This window comes from Eudoraea algarum (genome assembly GCF_050589645.1).
In the GTDB taxonomy this organism is placed as follows: domain Bacteria; phylum Bacteroidota; class Bacteroidia; order Flavobacteriales; family Flavobacteriaceae; genus JBNGOQ01.
On sequence record NZ_JBNGOQ010000001.1, the window covers coordinates 1 to 20,728 of the forward strand.

At 47.0% G+C, this 20,728-nt stretch carries 9 protein-coding genes and 1 pseudogene; 4 read left to right on the forward strand and 6 right to left on the reverse strand.

Going from position 1 to position 20,728, the window contains the following annotated elements; translation table 11 throughout:
* The 3 genes and pseudogenes from ACRD67_RS00005 to ACRD67_RS00015 all read right to left on the reverse strand — a co-directional run.
* Positions 1 to 4,603 (reverse strand): annotated as a pseudogene (locus tag ACRD67_RS00005) (T9SS type B sorting domain-containing protein); the annotation flags it as partial.
* A complete protein-coding gene (locus tag ACRD67_RS00010; protein WP_430964895.1) occupies positions 4,603 to 6,714 on the reverse strand; it encodes a PorP/SprF family type IX secretion system membrane protein in 2,112 nt (703 codons plus the stop codon). The gene ACRD67_RS00010 and the pseudogene ACRD67_RS00005, both read right to left, overlap by 1 nt.
* 6 nt (positions 6,715 to 6,720) lie before the next feature.
* On the reverse strand, positions 6,721 to 8,979 hold the full coding sequence (locus ACRD67_RS00015) for a T9SS type B sorting domain-containing protein (RefSeq protein WP_430964896.1): 2,259 nt from the start codon (positions 8,977 to 8,979) through the stop codon (positions 6,721 to 6,723).
* A gap of 281 nt (positions 8,980 to 9,260) precedes the next feature.
* Here ACRD67_RS00015 and ACRD67_RS00020 point away from each other — a divergent pair, with 281 nt between their 5' ends.
* Complete coding sequence (locus ACRD67_RS00020) at positions 9,261 to 10,946, forward strand: glutamine--tRNA ligase/YqeY domain fusion protein (RefSeq protein WP_430964897.1); 1,686 nt, start codon at positions 9,261 to 9,263, stop codon at positions 10,944 to 10,946.
* Positions 10,947 to 11,194: 248 nt separating this feature from the next.
* On the opposite strand, the gene ACRD67_RS00025 is transcribed toward ACRD67_RS00020, so the two are convergent.
* The 3 genes from ACRD67_RS00025 to ACRD67_RS00035 form a co-directional block, all read right to left on the reverse strand.
* On the reverse strand, positions 11,195 to 12,130 hold the full coding sequence (locus tag ACRD67_RS00025; RefSeq protein ID WP_430964898.1) for an SPFH domain-containing protein: 936 nt from the start codon (positions 12,128 to 12,130) through the stop codon (positions 11,195 to 11,197).
* A 166-nt stretch (positions 12,131 to 12,296) separates the two neighbouring features.
* A complete protein-coding gene (gene gltX / locus ACRD67_RS00030; RefSeq protein ID WP_430964899.1) occupies positions 12,297 to 13,805 on the reverse strand; it encodes a glutamate--tRNA ligase in 1,509 nt (502 codons plus the stop codon).
* An 88-nt stretch (positions 13,806 to 13,893) separates the two neighbouring features.
* Positions 13,894 to 14,934 (reverse strand): alkane 1-monooxygenase, encoded by a 1,041-nt coding sequence (locus tag ACRD67_RS00035; RefSeq protein WP_430964900.1) that lies wholly within the window; start codon positions 14,932 to 14,934, stop codon positions 13,894 to 13,896.
* A 73-nt stretch (positions 14,935 to 15,007) separates the two neighbouring features.
* On the opposite strand from ACRD67_RS00035, the gene ACRD67_RS00040 reads away from it, so the two are divergent.
* From ACRD67_RS00040 to mnmG, 3 genes are read left to right on the forward strand one after another with little or no spacing between them, the layout of a single operon-like run.
* Positions 15,008 to 18,403, forward strand: coding sequence for a coiled-coil domain-containing protein (locus tag ACRD67_RS00040; RefSeq protein WP_430964901.1), 3,396 nt, complete (start codon positions 15,008 to 15,010; stop codon positions 18,401 to 18,403).
* Positions 18,396 to 18,815: an rRNA maturation RNase YbeY gene (gene ybeY / locus ACRD67_RS00045; protein ID WP_430964902.1), complete on the forward strand. Its 420-nt coding sequence runs from the start codon at positions 18,396 to 18,398 to the stop codon at positions 18,813 to 18,815. The genes ACRD67_RS00040 and ybeY overlap by 8 nt, the downstream gene beginning before the upstream one ends.
* A 7-nt stretch (positions 18,816 to 18,822) precedes the next feature.
* A complete protein-coding gene (gene mnmG / locus ACRD67_RS00050) occupies positions 18,823 to 20,691 on the forward strand; it encodes a tRNA uridine-5-carboxymethylaminomethyl(34) synthesis enzyme MnmG (RefSeq protein WP_430966166.1) in 1,869 nt (622 codons plus the stop codon).
* The last annotated feature ends 37 nt before the right edge of the window (positions 20,692 to 20,728 follow it).

Consider the following 20,728-nt stretch of genomic DNA (forward strand, 5'->3'; position numbering starts at 1 on the left):
AGGAACCGTCGCCGCCCGCGGCGGCAACGGTGATATCGGTATCGGTGCCACAGGCCGTGATGTTCGGGGCCGTGGCAACCAAAGTAAGTTCTGGATCTATCGTGATGGTCGCCGTATCGGTACAATCCTTGCCATCACGAACTTCAATACTGTGCGTTCCTGGTGCTAAGCCAGTAAAAACGTTGGTAGCCCCAAAGACTCCCCCGTTAAGACTGTATTCATAATTGCCGTCGCCCCCAGAAGTTACGTTTGCGGTCAAGGCAAGTCCTACCACAGCATCATAACAAGTGTCGTTGGGTACGATCTGTAAAACCGGCGCGACAGCGGGATCCAAATCAAAGTTGGTAGCTACCACGCAACCATTGGCATCCGTTACAGTGGCGTTGTAGGTGCCGGTCTGTGTAAGTCCGGCAAAAGCGCCGGTGGTGTTGTTTACCACAGTAACACCATCGGGATAGGTAAGGCTAAAATCATTGCCGCCCCACCCACCGGTAGAAGTCAAGGTCACGCTGCCATCGGAAACACAGGTAGGGTGTATTTCGCTGGCACTCAAGGTTAAGACCGCACTTGGGGCGGCCACGGTTACGTTAGCCGTATCCGTGCAGTTGGTATCATTGTCGGTTACGGTAATCGTATAGGTGCCATCATCCAAATTGGGCAAAGGAATGGTAGTACTGGTTTCAGCGACACCATTAAAGGCCGCTGGTCCCGTAACACTGTAATCATAGCTGGTATTAAAACCGGAAATTGTGAAGAGCACCTCCCCATCCGTATCGGTTAAACAAGTGATATTGCTTATCAACTGCCCTACCACATTGATCGGGCTTACCGGAGCGATGGTATGGTCCTCGCTATAGGTACACCCCTTGGCATCGGTGACCTGATAGGTATAGGTTCCTGGCGCCAAACCGGTAAAGACCGGATCGTTGCCGTTGTTGACCGCACTGGCCGCTGGGGCCGTGATTTCATAAATAAAAGGGGTGTTGCCGCCTATTACACTTACGGTTACATCCGAGGTGAGTGCGGGACAATTGGGCACGGTGGCCGCAAAAGTTAGGTCGGTCGGCGGGTTTAAGGGATCTAGGGTTATGGCATTGGTAACAAAGGTACACCCGTTATCGTCCCTAATAGTAATATTGTATGTGCCATCGGTAAGGTTGGAAAAGGTTTCCGCCCCTGCACCGCTGACAAAGTTTACTCCATCAATGCTGTATTCATAGGGAGGAGTTCCGCCCGTAACACCCTGCGCTTCTATAATTCCATTTTGTAAACAGGTATAATCCTGTATCAATGCTGCGGTACCTGTCACTGCGTCGGCGGGGCCACCAATGGTAAAAGTGTCCGTAAAATCACAAACGCTACTTCCCTTTCGCTGTGTCAGCACTACGGAATAGTTGCCTTGGGGCAAACCGGTAAAGGTTCCGGAGCTGTTGGTGGCGGTGGAGGTGTCAGGATAGGTCAGGGTGTACTCCACGCTATAACCGTTGGAGGTAACGATGTTGTAGGACACCGTTCCATCGGATGCCCCCAAACAACTTTCATCCGTTGTTACAACGGTATAATCCACAGAAGGCTCCAATACAATGGTCACTGTATTGGAAATGGCAGAACAATTGTTTCGGTCTACCACCACAAAAGTGTAATCACCAGGGGTCAAAACGTCAAAAATAACACTGGTCTGATAGGCCGAGGCCGGAATATCACCTACGGTGGGGTATGAAATAACGGTAGTACCACCATCGTCCACAAAGGACCAAATGGCATAGTTGTGGGGCGTTTGGCCGCCTGTGGATTGCATTTGAATGTTACCCTCCCTACAAGTGATGTGTTGGGATATTACGGCCTGAAGGTCCAGATCGCTGTTGTCATTGATGGTCACCTGTTCGGTATAGGAACAGCCATCGTCCGTTGTCAATAGGACATCATATACCCCAGGATTGAGATTTTGAAAGGTATAGTTATTGTCACTAGAAGGTCCAAAAGTATCCACTGAAGTACCTCCCTGCGATATTTCATAGTAGTACTGGGGCTCCACGTTTAAAGCCGAGATGGAAATCTCGCCCAAACCATTACAATCTGCATCTTGAGTGATGACATCCACTTGAAAATCCCGCGTTAAAATACCGATATTGTCCAGTACAAAGACACAACCGTCCACAACACCTTGCTGGCGCATTTCAACCCGGTAGGCCCCGTTACTGTTGATGGTAAAACTGGGGCCGTTGTTGGCACTATAAGGCACCAAAACAGAACTATCTGTGGCATCCAAGAGTTGATACTCATAATCTACCGGCATATTGGTGACCGTTATGTTCCCAGGGGTGGTACAGATAAGGTCGGTGCTGTTGTATTGCGGGTCTAGCGGATTTTTAAAGATGTTGAAATAGAAGCGGGTAAAACAACCGTTAAGGTAGTTGATGACCACTCTATATTCCCCGGCATCGGAGGCCAGAAAATCGTTGCCCGTACCCACACTGTTCCAGGTACAAGAAGCGTTCTTATTGGCACAATCGGCTACAGATGCAGTACAACTAGCTTCATCCAGTTGTTCCCAGTCTATGCTGGTCGCATCTGGAATATTGATCGAAATGAGTTCGGTGTCATTGAGACCGCAAAGGAAAACCTTAGGCAGTTCGTCCCCATCATTGGGGCAGATTACAACCTCGCCCTCTACGGTATTGGTGGTATCATTGATCAGGGCGGTGATCGGATTGGTTTGTGTGGTACCGAAAAATACTAAGTTGATTATTTCTTGGAACCCTTTACAGGGGTCGGCCACCTGCTTGTCCACAATATAGGTGCCTATTTCAGAAACCAGCAGCGTGCTAGGGTCACCATCCGGATCTCCATCGCTAAGGACGGTGTCCCCAGCATCTATGAGGTTGTTCCCATTTTCATCACGGTACCAGATATAATTATCAAAATTGTCCCCTGCATCCAGGACTGCAGTGTCCCCACAGAGCTCTACGGTTCGGTCAAAACCACAGGTAGAAAGGTCGTCCAACAAAAAATTGGTGGCCCCGGGCGTAACAAACCCACAATTGTCAAAGTCCGACACACTGGGGTCGTCCGTAATTTGATTGTCGTTTATAACACCTTCATAGGTAGAATAGGCCAGGTTTTCGATTAGGTCCGTACAAGCATCCACAAAGTCAAAACAATTTGAGGCCACTTGCACCCGCATACGTATTGCTGAAGCTGGATCCCCTTCCTCTATCAGGTTGTCGGGGATGGTAAATACCACCGCACGTGTGGGTGCGTCATAGGTATAGGTTACCCCAGCAGGTAGTGTAATATTAAGTTCGTCCAAGGTAACATTAATGGGCAGTACATCCCGAATGGTGTAGTTGGTTCCATCATCGTTTCCAATATTCTGGAAAGAAAGTACATAATCCAACTGTTGCCCTAAGTTAACCCCTAAGCCGGTAATATCATTTCCGGCAATATCCTCTACCTTTTTCTCCAAAACAATGTTGGGCTCAATAATTTCAACGTTAAAGGAATTGAAAAAAGGGTAGTACTGATCTCCACTAGATGTAAATCTGAAAGTCGCTGCAGTTTCATCATTGGGTATGACAGAGTTTGCCGGGTTGCTCAGTAAGAAGATATCCGTGTCATACCCCAGGGTGTTAATACTGTTGGGGGTTCTATTGGTGGTCACCACGCCATCCAAGGTAATATTACTGTTAAAAAAATTGTTTGATGGATTGGTGGTGTTGCTAATGGTAGTAAACGAACCACTGCTATTGGCTCTAATGCGCATTCCATCACCGGTAATTCTATTGTCGCCCTCTAGGGCGGCCACACCTATGTTGGCATTTACGGGCCCCGAAGGGATGGTGTTAAACCCAGAATAGTTGATGTCCACACTTGGGTTTGCACTTCGTACCCTGGCAAAACCATCAAAGGTGGTAATAAGTTTACCGGTAAGGTTGGGGTTTTCATAAACGATGATCAGGGTCCATCCGCCTGCGGCCCCACCACCCGGAGAAAGTGAGCCTACAACAGACCGTACATTGGCAACTGTGTAGTCTCCTTCGGGATTCGTAAGAGGTGTAACCAAAGCCGTAACATCTGCGTAACAGGCGTATGGGCTATTTTGCTGGGTGCTTGCATTTGTAAAGCCATCGAAAAGAATTTCATCGGCAACGACGTCCACATAGGTTCCTCCTGGAACCATAAATTTTACTTGGTTAAAATCGCTTTGCCGGCCAGTTCCTACAGGATCTCCGGCGTTTGCGCTCGGATAGGTCGCGGACCAGTACAATCCTGCGTAACGGATGAGATTACAATCTGCTTGTGGGTAGGTTAAAGTGGCCGTACTGGAACTGAAGGTGGTTGGGTCACTGTCCACATCTATATATTGCATGTCCAACCAGTCGTTATACGTGGATGAATTCCCTGTCAGATCATAGGCGTCCTCCGGCTCCCCGGTGGCTGTTCCATCGTCACGGTTGACAATATTATTGGCTATAAAAGTAAGATCGCCCTTGATGTTATCCTGGTATCTAACATCAAAGGTGTTGTATTCTTGCGAAAAGCCTGCATAGGAAAATAAACCGATACAGATCAGTAGGAGTACTTTACTAAGATTTGGTTTCATTAGGTCAGTAGGTTTGGTGTTACCCGCATAATCCACATTTTGTCATTATACGAGTCGTTCAGTTGGGAGTAGTAAGATATGAGTGCGTTGTTCCAAGAGCCGTGTTTCTTTAAATAGACATAGCGCCAGTTGTTTTTTGGGTTGATAAAATAACTGGCACTGAGCCCTCTGGAATTCAATAATTTTACGAATCGGTTGGCGTTTTTTGGGCTGGCAAATACATTGGCTATGATATAATAGCCACTGCCAACACCATTTATTTTGTAATCCCGGGCTGAAGGGTTTTGGGAAGCCACCTTGTCTTTTACGATGACATTCTTTTGCAAGACGTCCGTGCCGTATTTGGATGATTTCTCCTTGATCTTGTTCACATTCTCGGCATAGGCCTCATTGGAATATCTGTTTTGCACATTCATGATCCACAGGTCGCCATCGTAGCTGCCGTTTAGCTTGGATCTATGGGCCTGTAAGGCTTCCTGCCAGGTGTCATAACGGTCAAGGTATACGTATTTTAAACCGTTCTTGGGATTGTCAATATAATCGGCTTGCAGCCCCTGTTCGTTGAGCCCATCTATAAATTTGTTTAAATAGTGCTCTCCCCGATACACATTGGCCACTACATAATAGCCATCGGTTACTCCATCCAGATCTCTGAATTTTTGGCTTTTAACCTGTTTGCGCTGGGCTTGTTTTGTTTTGTTTTGGGTGCTTGTACGGTCTTTTTTTGCTGTAGGGTAGACCTTGGTGGGCGCTTGGTTGGCCACAAGGACATCCTTTCTTTTTATACCGTTTGTTTTAATTCCATTGGAACCTGCTGTGTGATGGGTTGAGGCCTCATCCACAGATGTTTCCGTTTGTGCAAGTTCTGAATTGGCTCCGCTTTGGTCATTGTTAAGGAAATAGATCTGTTTGGCCTTTTCCTCCAGGTCCGGACGATCACCGTCCGTTTCTGAACGGACCATGCGCATCACCATTTCGAAGCGTCGCTCCAAGTCCTTTTGTCGGTTGGCCTCCAAAGAGTCCTGACGGAACATCAGTTCGGCCAGAATAGCGTCATTTTCCTGTAGGCGCTGTTTTAATTTTTCAATTTCCTCGTCCTTGGATGCCAAGGATCCATTGCTGTTTTCATCGGCATTATTTTCCACTACCTCATCCGGATTGTCCTCCAACATGACCCGATCTTCGGTAAGATTGGGAGTAAAGGAATAGGCAAAGGAAATTTCATGGGTCAGCCCAAAATTGTCCAGGCTATTCGAAAGGCCTTTTTCCATGGTGTAGCCCAGGGACAGTTTACGGTTTAGATTAAAACCAAGACCTGCAGAGGCGCCATAAAAATCGTCATACCCGGCCTGTAACCACCCAATTTTTGGGAGGTCAAAAATAAGGCTGCCTCCAAGGGTGATATCCCCTTCGCCCACTTTGCGAACACGCGCCAAAGGCATTAAGCGTCCGCCTTCCAGCACACCGTCACCATTTTCAAAGTCGTAGGTGTATTGCAAGTGCCCGGAAAAGGTCTTTTCATTGAAACTGGTAACCGATTCACTGGTCTTTAAGTTGTAGTCAAACAAGTTTTCCGCTAAAAGACCGAAATCAAATTTGTCATAGGAAAGGTTAAACCCGGGCTGAAAGGACAGTAAATTACTGTCTTGAAACCCATTTAACAAAGGGTCTACCTGCACGGGGTTGGCCCTACTCTCGTCAAAGCCACTATTGTAATAGGAAATATTGGCCCCAAAGGTAAAGTTGCTTTTGTCGCTTAGTTTTATGCCGTAAGCATAATTGGCAAGGACACCAAAATTGGTGATGATCCCTTCGCGTTGTGTGTATAAGCTAAGTCCCAAGCCGGTGCGGTCGTTGATACGACCGCTGTAGCTTAGGAAGTAGGTCTGGTTGTTGTCATCAAAAGATACCGATTGGTTTCTATGAAACAAATTAATGTAAGAGTTGTTCTCCCTAACCGTTGAAAAGGTGGGGTTGATCAAGAACCTGTTGAATTTCAGCAAGTTCTGAGCAGGCACATCATAGGCGACGAAAGGGCTGTCTTCCTGAGCACTGGCGGTAATCAGTGACAGCATAAATAATACGATGTATATGGAACTTCTCTTTAACATTTTTGGTTAACGTATAATGGTTATGGTTCCCTGCTTCAAGACTTCTTGTGCATTCCTTATTTTATAGAAGAACACCATGTTTTGTTTCGGGAAGGCCGTAGAGGACTGCGGCCAGTTATTTTGATAATTAAATTCATTCAGTATCTCTTCACCCTGATCGCTATAAATGATGATATTTACTTCAGGGTCGTTGGAGTACGAATTGGGAATGACCCACAAGTCGTTTATGCCATCGCCGTTAACGGTGATTACATTGGGCACCTTAAAAGTGTCCAGGTATTCCGCGGTGAGTTGTCTTACCACTTCGCAACTTCCTACAGTGGCTATCAAGACGAAGTTGCCTTCTTCCGTGAACGTGTAGGAGTCTGTGCTGCTCAATAGTGTATTGTTGACATCGAACCACTGATAGGCGGTTCCTCCGCTTGCGGTAACAGTCCGTGAACTGCCCTCTGGGAAGACCACATTGGCAGGGGAATCCATGGTAATAGAGGAATCATCAAAAGGCGATATAACCACCTCATTGGAAATAATATCACAGCCTCCCCTAGAAACTACCAATCGGTATGTTCCAGTGGCGTTTACAGCGAGCGTAATGTCGGTCGTGCTTAGCACTGCCCCATCTCGCTCCCATTGAAAGCTTTCCCCATTAAGGTCCAGGGCGCTATCCATGCTTACGGGATCTCCTCCCGCGCAATAGACCAAACTGGTACTGGTAATGCTAATATCTATATTGACCCTGAGTTGCACGGGCAATTGGTTTGAAGTAGCATTATAGGTGCTCAAAACACCATCTACTTCATAGCTTCCGTTTTCACTCGTATCGGTTAGACTAATACTGTTTGATGTGGCACCCCCAATGTTTACTCCATCTTTCTTCCATTGATAGACAAAGCTGTTCACTAGACTGCTGGTAACATCGGTCCTGCTGCCGTCCGAAGCCACCGCATTTATAGTGGCTATCTGCAGCACAATACTGGTATTTCCGCAGGCGGTATAGGAGGTGGCATAGTCGGCAATAAGCTCAAAAGAGGCCGGTGAAACCACCACAGTGGCATCGGAATCTATGGAAGTGGAAGAACAAGATCCGCCGGTGAGGCTAACGCGCACAAAGTAGGTTCCTGTTTCCGTATCGTTAACGGTTATGCTGCTTCCGGTTGCACCGGAGACCGGGTTTCCATCCCTATACCATTGGTAGGTTGGAGCCGAAGCATCGGTGGTAACGCTTAAGGTTTGGGGCTGTCCTGGGAGCACCACCAGATTGGCGGCGTTCACTCGGGTTACTGTGAAATTTCCTGCATTGGTGATCGTTATGGCAGCAGAACGCTCAACACAAGCGCCGGTACCAAAGATCTCTACCTGGTAATCGCCTTCGAAACCTGCGACCGATGCATCTACGGTATAACTGTCATCGTCTACCGTTGGTGTCGTGATGGCCGAACCGTCCTTAAACCAGGTATAGGTAAGGCCCTGCCCGGTAATGTTGGCTTGTAGGATTTCTGTTTCTCCGCTGCACAAAGCGGTCTTTGTGGGAGGATTAATGGCAATTCCCAAGCTGCTTCCCGTGGATACATCAATAAGGTTAGACAGTGTATTTCCAGATCCCGAACAGCTACCATAATCAATTTCAGCATTGTACATTCCTGCTTGGGTAGCAGAGATCGATTCGCTTTTTTCACTTAAAAGGGTGCCGCTTCGGTACCAGTTGTACTGATAGGTACCGGCGTTTGGAAGGTCGTAAACCTCCAAAGTGATGGAATTTCCATCACAGACCTGAGCGGTACCATCGCCAAAATCGGCTTGCCCCGATTGTCTAATGGTAAGACCGGTGTCCACGTCTATATAGTACATGGCGTAGGGGTCGGAGACAGGGCTTGTCATGGCCGGACTGGTGCTCCTTACCCGCATGCGATAGCCTTCTCCCCTAGTTGTCGTGGGAATGGCCATTTGAAACTCAAAGTCGAAGTTGGTGTTTTTATCACTTAGCCGGGCCAATTCTACGGCACTGCCGAAATTGCCACTGGCATCAGATAGTTCCAGTATAAATTCATTATCACTGTTTACCAAGGGAGGCCCCCAGGTAAAATTCACAAAGTATTCGTTAAAAGTCGAGGAAGCACATGCCGCCGTCCAGGGGGAGTTACCCGCCAAGTTGGGATTGTCAGCTGGTATTGGCTTGTTAAGAACCTGTGCTGCCACCTGAAGGGTGCCCAGCATGAGAAATACAACCAATACGAAAGGGATTCTGTAAAATAGTTTTCGTTTCATAAGTAGTGCAGTTTTGAGCCCCTGTGGTTTATCTTTCAGATTTGGGTTGGAACAACACGTAAAACGTTACGGTTTTTCCGGTGCTAGGGAAGCCAAAAATGCAATAGGCTTTGGTTTACCTAGTATCCAACAACAAATATGACATATAATTACATGGTGGAAAATATAATGTTGTAGCGGCATTTAAATATGTTGTGAAATGCATTTATTGTATGGTGAAGGCTTTTTATAGACTGTGATCACTGCATTTTTCCTACATTTGTGCCTTAAATTTATAAGCTATGGGCGAAGCCTCGAAATCGCTGAATTTTATAGAGCATATCGTAGAGGAAGATTTGGGCAATGGCTTTCCCAGGGCACAACTGCGCTTTCGTTTTCCTCCCGAACCCAATGGGTACCTCCACATAGGTCATGCAAGCTCCATTTGCCTCAATTTTGGACTTGGGCTGCGGTATGGTGCTCCGGTAAACCTTAGGTTTGACGACACCAATCCGGCCAAGGAGGAAAAGGCGTATGTAGATGCTATAAAAAAGGACGTGGAATGGCTTGGTTATCAATGGGATACAGAGTGTTATGCGTCTGATTATTTTCAACAATTGTACGACTGGGCGGTAGCGCTCATCAAACAGGGGAAAGCGTATGTGGATAGCCAGTCCTCAGAGGAAATGGCCGCCCAAAAGGGCGCCCCATCAGAACCCGGGACCCCCAGCCCCTATAGGGACCGGCCCGTAGAAGAGAACCTTGCGCTTTTCGAGGGGATGAAAAAGGGCGACTTCGAAGAGGGCACGCACGTCTTACGGGCCAAGATCGATATGGGCTCCTCCAATATGCTGATGCGTGACCCCATTATGTACAGGGTACTGCACAAGGCGCACCACAGAACAAATACCGATTGGTGTATTTATCCGATGTACGACTGGACACATGGGGAGAGCGATTATATAGAGCAGGTTTCCCATTCCCTGTGCACGTTGGAATTTGCCATGCACAGGGAGCTCTACGATTGGTTCCTGGACCAAGTGACCGAGACCGAAAAAGTGCGCCCAAAGCAACGGGAATTTGCCAGAAGAAACCTAAGCCATACCGTAGTGAGCAAAAGAAAATTGCTTCGTTTGGTGGAGGAAGGCGTTGTGAAGGGGTGGGACGATCCTAGGATGCCCACCATTTCTGGACTTCGCAGAAGAGGGTATACACCCGAATCTATCCGTAATTTTGCGGAAACCATCGGTATTGCCAAAAGGGAGAATCTCATAGACGTTTCCCTCTTGGAGTTCCATGCTCGGGAGCATTTGAACAAGATTGCGCCAAGGGTAATGGCCGTACTGGATCCGGTTAAACTAGTTATTACCAATTACCCAGAGGGGCAGGAAGAATGGCTCGATGCGGAGAACAACCCAGGAGATGAGGAGGCAGGATCCAGAAAAGTACCTTTTTCCAGGGAACTCTATATAGAAAGGGAAGACTTTAGGGAGGAGGCCAACCGAAAGTTCTTTCGATTGAAACTTGGTGGGGAAGTGCGACTTAAAAACGGCTATATCATTAAGGCAGAGAGCTGTACAAAAGATACCGATGGGAACATTACGGAAATTCAATGCAGCTACGACCCCAAAAGCAAGAGTGGCAGCGGCAGCGAAGAGAGCCTCAGAAAAGTGAAGGGCACCCTGCACTGGGTCTCGGTCGCACATGCCATACCAGCCGAGGTGCGGTTATACGACCGACTCTTTTCGGACGAAAGCCCGGATACGCACAAGGATAAAGATTTTATGGAGTTCATCAACCCCGATTCCTTAAAGCTCATTACCGCCTACGTGGAACCGAGCTTAAAAACCGCGAAGCCGGAGGAACAATTCCAGTTTCAGCGTTTGGGCTATTTTAATGTCGATTTGGATTCCTCGCCAGAACATTTGGTTTTTAACAAAACGGTGGGATTGCGCGACACCTGGGCGAAAATCCAGGGACAGGGATAGTATAGGGATTCCTTATCGATCTAATTATAACAATTGGTATTTTCTATTCAAACGCACTTGTTTCAGGTCGTTTTAAGGGGGTTTTGGAAATAAAGAACCGATTGGTACGACTCAGGGCCTTAAAACGGCAGTACGGGCCTCTGTGTGCTTTTTGGTGACCAACCCTTTCAAATGCCCATTCGGGACAAAAAAAACCGGAGCGTTGGCCCCGGTTGTGATGAAAAGTTGTATGCCCCTGTAGTGGACGACTATGCTTCCTTGCCTTTGTTTTTTGGATCTTGTTTTTTCATGGATTCGCCGATCATGTTGCTTGCGGTAAATGAGGCAACCATATTGTTCAACATGTCACTACCCGCTTGGGGGGAATTCGGTAAGAGAATCAAATTGGTGTTGGTTTCCTCCCCGATGGACTGCAAGGTGTCGTAATGTTGGGTAACCACAATTAGGGCAGAGGCTTCCTGGGAGTTGATACCCACCTTGTTCAAGACTTCAACGGATTCTTCCAGACCACGCGCGATTTCACGGCGCTGATCGGCAATACCTTGTCCCTGCAGGCGCTTGCTCTCGGCTTCGGCCTTTGCTTTTTCCACAATTAGAATGCGTGCCGCATCCCCTTCAAACTGGGCGGCAATCTTTTCGCGCTCAGAAGCGTTGATTCGGTTCATGGCCTCTTTTACCTGCGCATCGGGATCAATGTCTGTCACCAGGGTCTTGATAATATCATAGCCGTATTCCAACATGGCCTCCTGAAGTTCCGACTTTACAGCAATGGCAATATCGTCCTTTTTCACAAAGACATCGTCCAATTTCATTTTTGGAACCTCGGCCCGGACCACATCAAAAACGTAAGAGGTAATTTGATCATGCGGGTATTCCAATTTGTAGAAGGCCTCATAGACCTTTTCCTTGATGACTACATACTGCACGGATACCTTGAGTTTTACAAAGACATCGTCCAGGGTTTTTGTTTCAATAATAACATCCAGTTGTTGGATTTTTAGTCCCACCCGCGCCGATATTCGTTGAACAAACGGAATTTTCAATTGAATGCCCGAATGCCGAACACTGGTAAACCTGCCGAAAGTTTCAATTAAGACGGCGGTCTGTTGTTTTACAATAAAAACGAAAGAAAAAAGAAGAAGGATACCAAAAAGGATTACAGGTACCCACAATAAATTGCCCATAATTTTAAAGTTTTAAGTTTGTATTAATTTGAGACGTCTATGCGAAGAGTCAGCTAAATGTCCCTATCTCGGTAATTTACAAAACTCCCCAATATATCTGTAGCTTTTTTGACGCATTTGTTACAGTCGGGAAAATTGTCCTTAAAAACCATCATGGACAATGCGGTTAAAGTTGAGCAACGGCCCTTTTGATACGGGCGACGCTTTCTGTTTGGCCCAACAGTTCAAGAATATCAAATACATGGGGTCCCTTTAGGTCGCCCACTAGGGCCAGCCGCAACGGGGCCATCACTTTTCCAAAGGGCAGTTCCCGATCCGCGATCCATGTCTTTAATTGGATCTCTATCTGCTGGGAGGAAAACTCGTCCACACTTTCCAAAACCCCTATCACCTCATTCAGTATTCCGGGCGTATCTTCCTTCCATTGTTTTCTTACCGCCTTTTCGGCATAGGTGGTGGGCGCCAAAAAAAAGTATTGGCCAAGCTCACATAAATCGGACACAAAAGTGGCCCGTTCCTTGATCAGTGAGACTACCCTTTCCAAATAGTCCGGCGTCGTTTTTTCTTTGGCCACCAAACCGTGTTTTTCCACAAAGGGCAGGAAAAGCTGGGCCAACGCTGGTGTGCTCTTCCGTTGCAGCATCTGTTGATTGTACCACATGGTCTTTTCGGGGTCAAAGCGCGCGCCTGCCTTGTTAACGCGCTCCAGACTAAAGGCGTGGACCAACTCTTCTAAAGTAAAGAGCTCTTGTTCGGTTCCTGGATTCCAGCCCAATAGTGCCAGAAAGTTAACGACTGCTTCGGGAAAATAACCTGCTTCACGGTACCCCTGGGCCTCTTTCCACGCTAGCGGAAAGACGGGAAAACCGCCTTTGTCCCCATCGCGCTTGCTTAGTTTGCCCTTGCCTACGGGCTTCATGATCAAAGGCAGATGGGCAAATTGCGGGGCGGTCCAACCCAAAGCATCGTACAATTGCTGATGTAGTGCTAGGGAGGGCAACCACTCCTCCCCTCGTATTACATGGGTAATTTCCATAAGATGATCATCTACAATATTGGCCAAATGATAGGTTGGCATACCATCGCTCTTGAACAAAACCTTATCATCAAGAATATTCGTATCAATTTCAATAGTACCCCGCACGAGGTCGTGCAACACCACCTTTTCATCTTGTGGAGTCTTAAAGCGGATTACATAGTCCTCACCGGCATCCAGTCGGGTCCGGGTCTCCTCCGGGGACAGCGAGAGGGAATTCATCAACTTTAACCGATTGTGCCAGTTGTAAATAAAGGTCTTTCCCTTGGCTTCGTGGTCCTTTCGATGAAAGTCGAGCTTTTCCGCCGAATCAAAGGCGTAATAGGCCATACCCTTGGCTACCAGCTCGTCCGCGTATTTCTTATAGATCGTTTTGCGCTCGCTTTGTCGGTACGGCCCAAAGCCCCCGTCTTTACCGGGACCCTCATCAAAGGGTATACCGCACCAGTTTAAGGCGGCTATAATATAATCCTCGGCGCCTTCCACGTACCGATTCTGGTCAGTATCCTCTATCCTAAGCACGAAATCGCCGCCGTGTTTTTTGGCAAAGAGATAATTGAAAAGGGCGGTGCGCACACCTCCAATATGTAAGGGCCCGGTGGGACTGGGCGCAAAACGGACACGGACTTTTTGACTCATGGATATTGAATTGAGGTGCAAAGATAGAATATGACCCTACAAGAAAAAATAAAATACGGCCTCTTTGACCACAGCCTATGGTACAGCCCTATACTTTCATCTCCAGAGGAATCCTTTTGTTCATGATATTGAACCAAAGGGGCGGAAAAAAGGACAGGACCATGGAGGTGGGATATCCGTAGGGCATTTGCGGGGAGGTGTCGTGATAGTCCAATAGCTGATACTTTTTGGAAGACTTGTAGTGATGGTCGCTATGCCGGGTGAGTTCGTAGAGGATAATGCGGCCCATTACATGATTGCTGTTCCAGGAATGGATTTCGCGTACGCGCTCATACCTGCCCGAGGGCAATTTTTTACGGAGGAGACCATAATGCTCAATATAGTTCACCGTTTCGAGCAAAAGGAAGCCGACCACGCCAGCGGCCATGGCAAAGAAAAGCCCCGCCTGACCAAAAAATAGAAAAAGGGCCAATAGATAGGTCGCCTGGAAAATACTATACCACAACATATCGTTTTTTGTGGATAGGAAAGATCGATCAGAAGCTTTTAGAAGCTTTGCCTGTAATTTCCAAGCACTAAAATATTGTCGGACTACGGAGCTGACCCAAAAGGAGTATACCGATTGGTTGTATCTCGCCGTGGCAGGATCTTCCCGGGTAGCGGCGTACAGGTGATGACCATAATTGTGCTCAATGTAAAAGTGCATATAAAAGGAAGGCAAGAGCAATAGTTTGGCCCAATAGCGTTCTTTGCTACCCTGTCTATGGCCGAGCTCGTGTGCAACATTGATTCCGTTGGTACCCAATACAATGCCCATAGAAAGGACCAGGCCCACAAGTTCATGGAACGCGTAGGTATTTTGGGGCAACTGGACCAAAATATAGAACAATAGTCCAAAAACAATGGGAATGTTGAGGTACAACATCCAATCAAAAACAACGTTTTTCTTCTTTGCTTCCCGTAGCGCACCTTCATAGTTGGAAGCATCGTGCGGTAACAGCAATTCTAAAATGGGAATCAAGACAAAAGCATAGATGGGGGTGAAGAAACTCCAGTATCCCTTAAAATAGAGGCCGATGAGTATGGAAGCGGGGATGCTCAGGGCGGCCAAATACTTTAAATCCTTCATGGTGTGCTTTTTAACAAATTTTTGATGCTTTATTTTGTGGTAACGGGTATCTTGGTATTAAATATAGCGGATTTTGGACAGTTATCACAACATACTAGAGAAGCTGAATAAGTTTTCCAAGAAGTATTACGGCAAGATGCTGATGAAGGGCACCTTGCTATTTTTGTTTTTAGGGATATTGTTTTTTATGGGCATTCTTGCCGTTGAATATTTTCTTTGGCTGAATTCCGTTGGACGCCTTATCCTGTTTCTTCTGTTTATGGGGGTAGCGTTCTTTTTGCTGTATAGGTATCTGCTTACCCCAATTTTCTATTTGGTCAGATTAAAGAAGGGCATCAGCAACAAGCAGGCCTCCATACTTATCGGGAAGCATTTCCCCGAGGTGGGCGATAAGTTGCGTAACCTGTTGGATCTGGCGGACGACCCCAACAGCTCGGAATTGCTCATGGCCAGTATAGAACAACGTTCGCAAAAGCTCAAACCGATCCCCTTTGTCAACGCCATTAATTTACGGGAAAACCTAAAATACCTTAAGTTTTTGGCAATACCCCTCTTAATTTTTGCCGCTATCTGGCTTTCTGGAAACCTTAGTTCCTTTTTTGGTTCTTATGACCGGGTGGTAAATTACGATCTGGCCTATGAGCCGCCCGCACCCTTCCGTTTTAATTTCCTGTCGGAGAACTTGGATGTGCTGGAGAGCGAGACCTATACGGCCAGGGTCACCACGGTAGGGGAGGTAAAACCTGAGGGCATATCCATGGTCGTTAATGGCAAAGAGTTGTTTTTGCAGGAAGAGAACGGAGCATATCAATATGTCTTTTCGCCCCCCTTACAAGGCGTGGAATTTTATTTTTCCGCTAATGGGATCAAATCCGGGACCTATACGTTAAACGTCTTGAAAACACCCTCTATCCAAGACTTTAAGTTAATCTTGGACTATCCGGACTACACCAACAAACCCACACAGACCATTAAAAGCACGGGGAACGCGACTTTTCCTGAGGGCACCCGGGTAAGCTGGTCCATAGCCGGACGGCATACGGACAGGATTGGGTTAACGATCCGGGACACCACCTTACAATTTGAAAAACAGGGGAACGAGTTCACCCTGTCAAAACGGATCTTTGCGGATTTTCCCTATCAATTGACCACTTCCAACGAAAATGTGAGGGATTATGAAACGCTGGATTATAATTTTAATGTGGTTAAGGACGCCTATCCGCTTATTAGGGCTTCCCAGGTTTTGGATTCCTTAAATCCCAACATTTCCTATTATGTCGGGGAAGCTTCCGATGATTATAAGATACGCTCCATTTCCTTGGTGTGTTATCCGGACCAAGACCCAAAAAGCACACAGGTTTTAGAACTTGGCAGACCGGGTACCAACGTAGATCAATTCTACTATACATTCCCATCAGGCCTCGATCTGGAGGCGGGCAGGGCCTACAGTTTTTATTTCCAAGCAACGGATAATGATGCCTTGCACAAGGGCAAAACGGCGCGTACCCGCACCTTTAATTTTGCAGTTTTGAATAGTAACCAACTGAAAAACAAGCAGTTAGATTTTCAACAATCGGTCATATCCAATATGGATAGGTCTTTGGAGAAGTTTAAGGAACAAAAGGAGACCTTAAAGCAGATTAATAAGGAACAACGTGAAAAGAACCTTTTGAACTTCAACGACCAAAATAAGATAAAGGATTTTCTTCAGAAACAGCAGCGGCAAGAAAATCTGATGCAAAAGTTCAGCAAACAGCTTAAAGAGAACTTAAAGAAGGACGATCGGCTAAGCGAGTTAATGAAAGAGCGATTGGAACGACAGGAATTGGAGGCACAAAAAAATGAGAAGCTCTTGGAGGAGTTGAACAAGATTGCGGATAAAATAGACAAGGAGGAGCTTACTAAGCGTTTGGAGGAACTGGGCAAGAAACAGCAGAATAGTGAGCGGGGCCTGGAGCAGTTATTGGAGCTCACCAAAAGGTACTATGTTACCGAAAAGACTGCACAATTGGCCCGGGATTTGGAACGCTTGGCGGAGAAGCAACAGGCCGCTGCGGAAAAGGAGCGTGACGGTAGTGAGAAAAAGGAGCAGTCGGATCTCAATAAGGCATTCGAAGAACTTGCAAAGGAGATGGAGGAATTGAAAAAGGACAACAAGAATTTAAAGAAGCCCTTAAATATTGATTTCGATAAGGCCAAACAGGAGGGTATCAAAAAAGACCAACAGGAAGCATTGGAGGAGTTGGGGAAACAAGAGAAAGGGGAGAGCCCCCAATCGGAAGGAGAAAAGAAAAATGATGCCAACAAAGCGGCCCAAAAGCAGAAATCGGCTGCCGAAAAGATGAAGGAGATGAGCGAACAGTTACAGCAGTCCGCTTCTGGCGGAGGGGGATCAAGTATTACCGAGGACGCCGAGATGCTAAGGCAAATTTTGGACAACTTGGTGACTTTTTCTTTTAAGCAAGAGGCCCTGTACGATAGTTTGGAAGGTGCGGATACCGACATTGCGCATTTTTCAAGTAGCGTGCGCCAGCAGCAGCAGTTGAGGGAGCTTTTTGAGCATGTGGATGACAGTTTGTTTGCGTTGTCGTTGCGCCGGGCGGAACTGGCTGAGTTTGTAAACGAACAAATTACGGAAGTCTATTATAACACGGATAAGGCTCTGGAAAGTATGGCAGAACGCCAAATGTATCAGGGAGTGGCTTACCAACAACGCATATTAACGGCTTCCAATAGCTTGGCCGACTTTTTGGCAAATGTTTTGGACAATATGCAGCAGAGCATGAAGCCGGGTGCGGGATCGGGCAATAGTTCCGAGGGATTTCAACTTCCGGATATTATTAAGGGCCAGGGAGAGCTACAGGAGAAAATGGGAGAAAGGGGAAAATCTGGCAGTTCCAAAGGATCCGGAGAATCTGGTGAAGGAGAGGGTGACAAGAAGGGGGAAGGTGATAAAAAAGGTCAGGGCCAGGGTGAAAATGGAGAAAGCGGTGATGGCCAGGAAGGAAAGCAGCAGGGCACCCAGTCCGGAGGAGATGGCAAAAGCGAACAAGAGCTGAAGGAGATTTATGAAATTTACAAGGAGCAGCAGCGCTTGCGGGAGCAATTGGAGCAGCAGCTTGAGGATATGATACGTACAAGGGATAAGCAATTGGCGCAGCGACTTATTCAACAGATGGAGGATTTTGAGCGCGACTTGCTCGAGAATGGTTTTACCGAACGGGCGTTGAACAAGGTAAATCGGATTCAATATGAGCTTCTGAAGTTGGAAAATGCGGCCCTAAAGCAGGGCAAAAAGCCGGAACGGGAGAGCAACACCAACAAGAATACCTTTCAAAACCCAGTGACCACGAAACCGGAGCTGCTTGAGAATTATCGCAATGAAATAGAGATTTTAAGCAGGCAAGCACTACCTTTGCAGCAAATTTTCCAGAACAAGGTGAAGAACTATTTTAGGAAAAATGATTGAGTATCATTACCAGACGGATTTTAAGCTGGAAGGGGAAAAACACTTTACCGATTGGATTACTAGGGTAATTAAGACGGAGACACGGGATCTTGGACCGCTGGCCTATATTTTTTGTTCGGATGAATCTATGTTGGAGATGAATAAGAAATACCTGGACCACGACACCTTTACCGATATTATCACCTTTGATTACACGGAGGGCGAGGAACTGTCTGGGGACATCTTTATTTCCACAGACCGCTTAAGGGAAAACGCAGCAACTTTTGGTGTTTCCTTTCGAGAGGAGGTGTTACGGGTCATGGTGCATGGGGTGCTTCATTTGATGGGGTATAAGGACAAGACCGATAAGGATAAGACCTTGATGCGGAACAAGGAAAACGAAATGATTGCATTGTTCCACGTGGAACATTAGAAAGATTATGTTTGAAAAGGCGTACGATATTATTGTAGTAGGCGGGGGGCATGCTGGTGCGGAAGCCGCGGCCGCGGCTGCCAATATGGGGTCCAAGACCCTGTTGATTACCATGAATTTGCAGACCATAGGGCAAATGTCATGCAACCCAGCTATGGGCGGAATTGCAAAAGGACAAATTGTACGTGAGATAGATGCACTAGGGGGCTATAGCGGCATTATTACAGACCATTCGGCTATCCAGTTTAAAATGTTGAACAAATCCAAGGGTCCTGCCATGTGGAGTCCAAGGACCCAGAACGACCGTATGCGCTTTGCAGAGGAATGGAGACTGGCATTGGAGGGCACTCCGAATGTGGATTTTTACCAGGAGATGGTGTCCGGTTTATTAGTGGAGGGCACACGGGTTGTGGGCGTAAGAACGTCCCTTGGAATTGATGTTAGGGCCAAGGCCGTGGTCCTGACAAACGGAACATTTTTAAATGGACTCATCCATATTGGGGAAAAGCAGTTCGGTGGCGGACGCGCAGGGGAAAAGGCGGCCACGGGAATAACGGAACAATTGGTGGATTTTGGGTTTGATAGCGGCCGAATGAAAACCGGTACACCGCCCAGGGTAGATGGGCGGTCACTTGACTATACCAAGATGATCCCCCAACCCGGTGATACCAATCCGGAGAAGTTTTCGTATTTGGAGACCTCTGTTTTAAAAGCGCAACGGGACTGCCATATGACCCATACCAGTGCGACGGTACATGAGCTGTTACGCGAAGGCTTTGACCGCTCACCCATGTTCAATGGACGGATTAAGAGCATTGGCCCGCGTTACTGCCCATCCATTGAGGATAAGATCAATCGTTTTGCGGATAAGGACAGCCACCAGATTTTTGTAGAGCCGGAAGGGTGGCATACGGTTGAGGTTTATGTCAATGGGTTTTCCACTTCCTTGCCGGAAGATGTACAGTACAAGGCGTTGAAGTCCGTTAAAGGCTTTGAGAAGGTTAAATTTTTCCGACCTGGCTATGCGATAGAATATGACTACTTTCCTCCAACGCAGCTAAGGCACACTTTGGAGACCAAGCTGGTGGAAAACCTGTATTTTGCAGGACAGATTAATGGCACCACAGGTTACGAGGAAGCAGCCTCGCAGGGGCTTATGTCCGGCATCAATGCACACCTTAAGATTAATGAAAAGGACCCCTTTGTGCTCCGCAGGGACGAGGCCTATATAGGGGTGCTTATTGACGACCTGATTACGAAAGGAACGGAAGAACCCTATAGAATGTTTACCTCCAGAGCGGAATACCGTACCTTATTGCGGCAGGATAATGCAGACCTACGGCTTACCCCGAAAAGTCATGAAATCGGTTTGGCCAGGGAAGAGCGTCTTAAGCGTATGGAGGAGAAACGTCGCAAATCCGACGTTTTTGTAAAATTTTTTAGGGACACCAGCGTACTGCCGGAAGACATCAATCCGATCTTGGAAAGTGTTTCTTCTTCCCCGGTAAAACAATCCGACAAAATGTTCAAGGTTTTTTCAAGGCCCAAGGTAACCATGGATCATATGATGCAATTGGAAAAGGTGTCCAGTTTTGTGTCGGAAAAGGATTTGGACAGAGAAGTGATGGAACAGGCGGAGATACAGGTCAAGTATGCGGGCTATATTGAAAAGGAAAAAAACAATGCGGACAAACTGCAGCGGTTGGAAAACATCAAGATCCCCGCTGATTTTGATTACTCCAAGCTTAAATCCCTCTCCTTTGAAGCACGGGAAAAGCTTAGCGCCATACGTCCGGTAACGATATCCCAGGCTTCCAGAATTAGCGGGGTATCCCCTAGCGACATCAGCGTTTTATTGGTTTTTATGGGCAGATAGCAGAATGTTCCACGTGGAACATTGAGGGTACATTCCC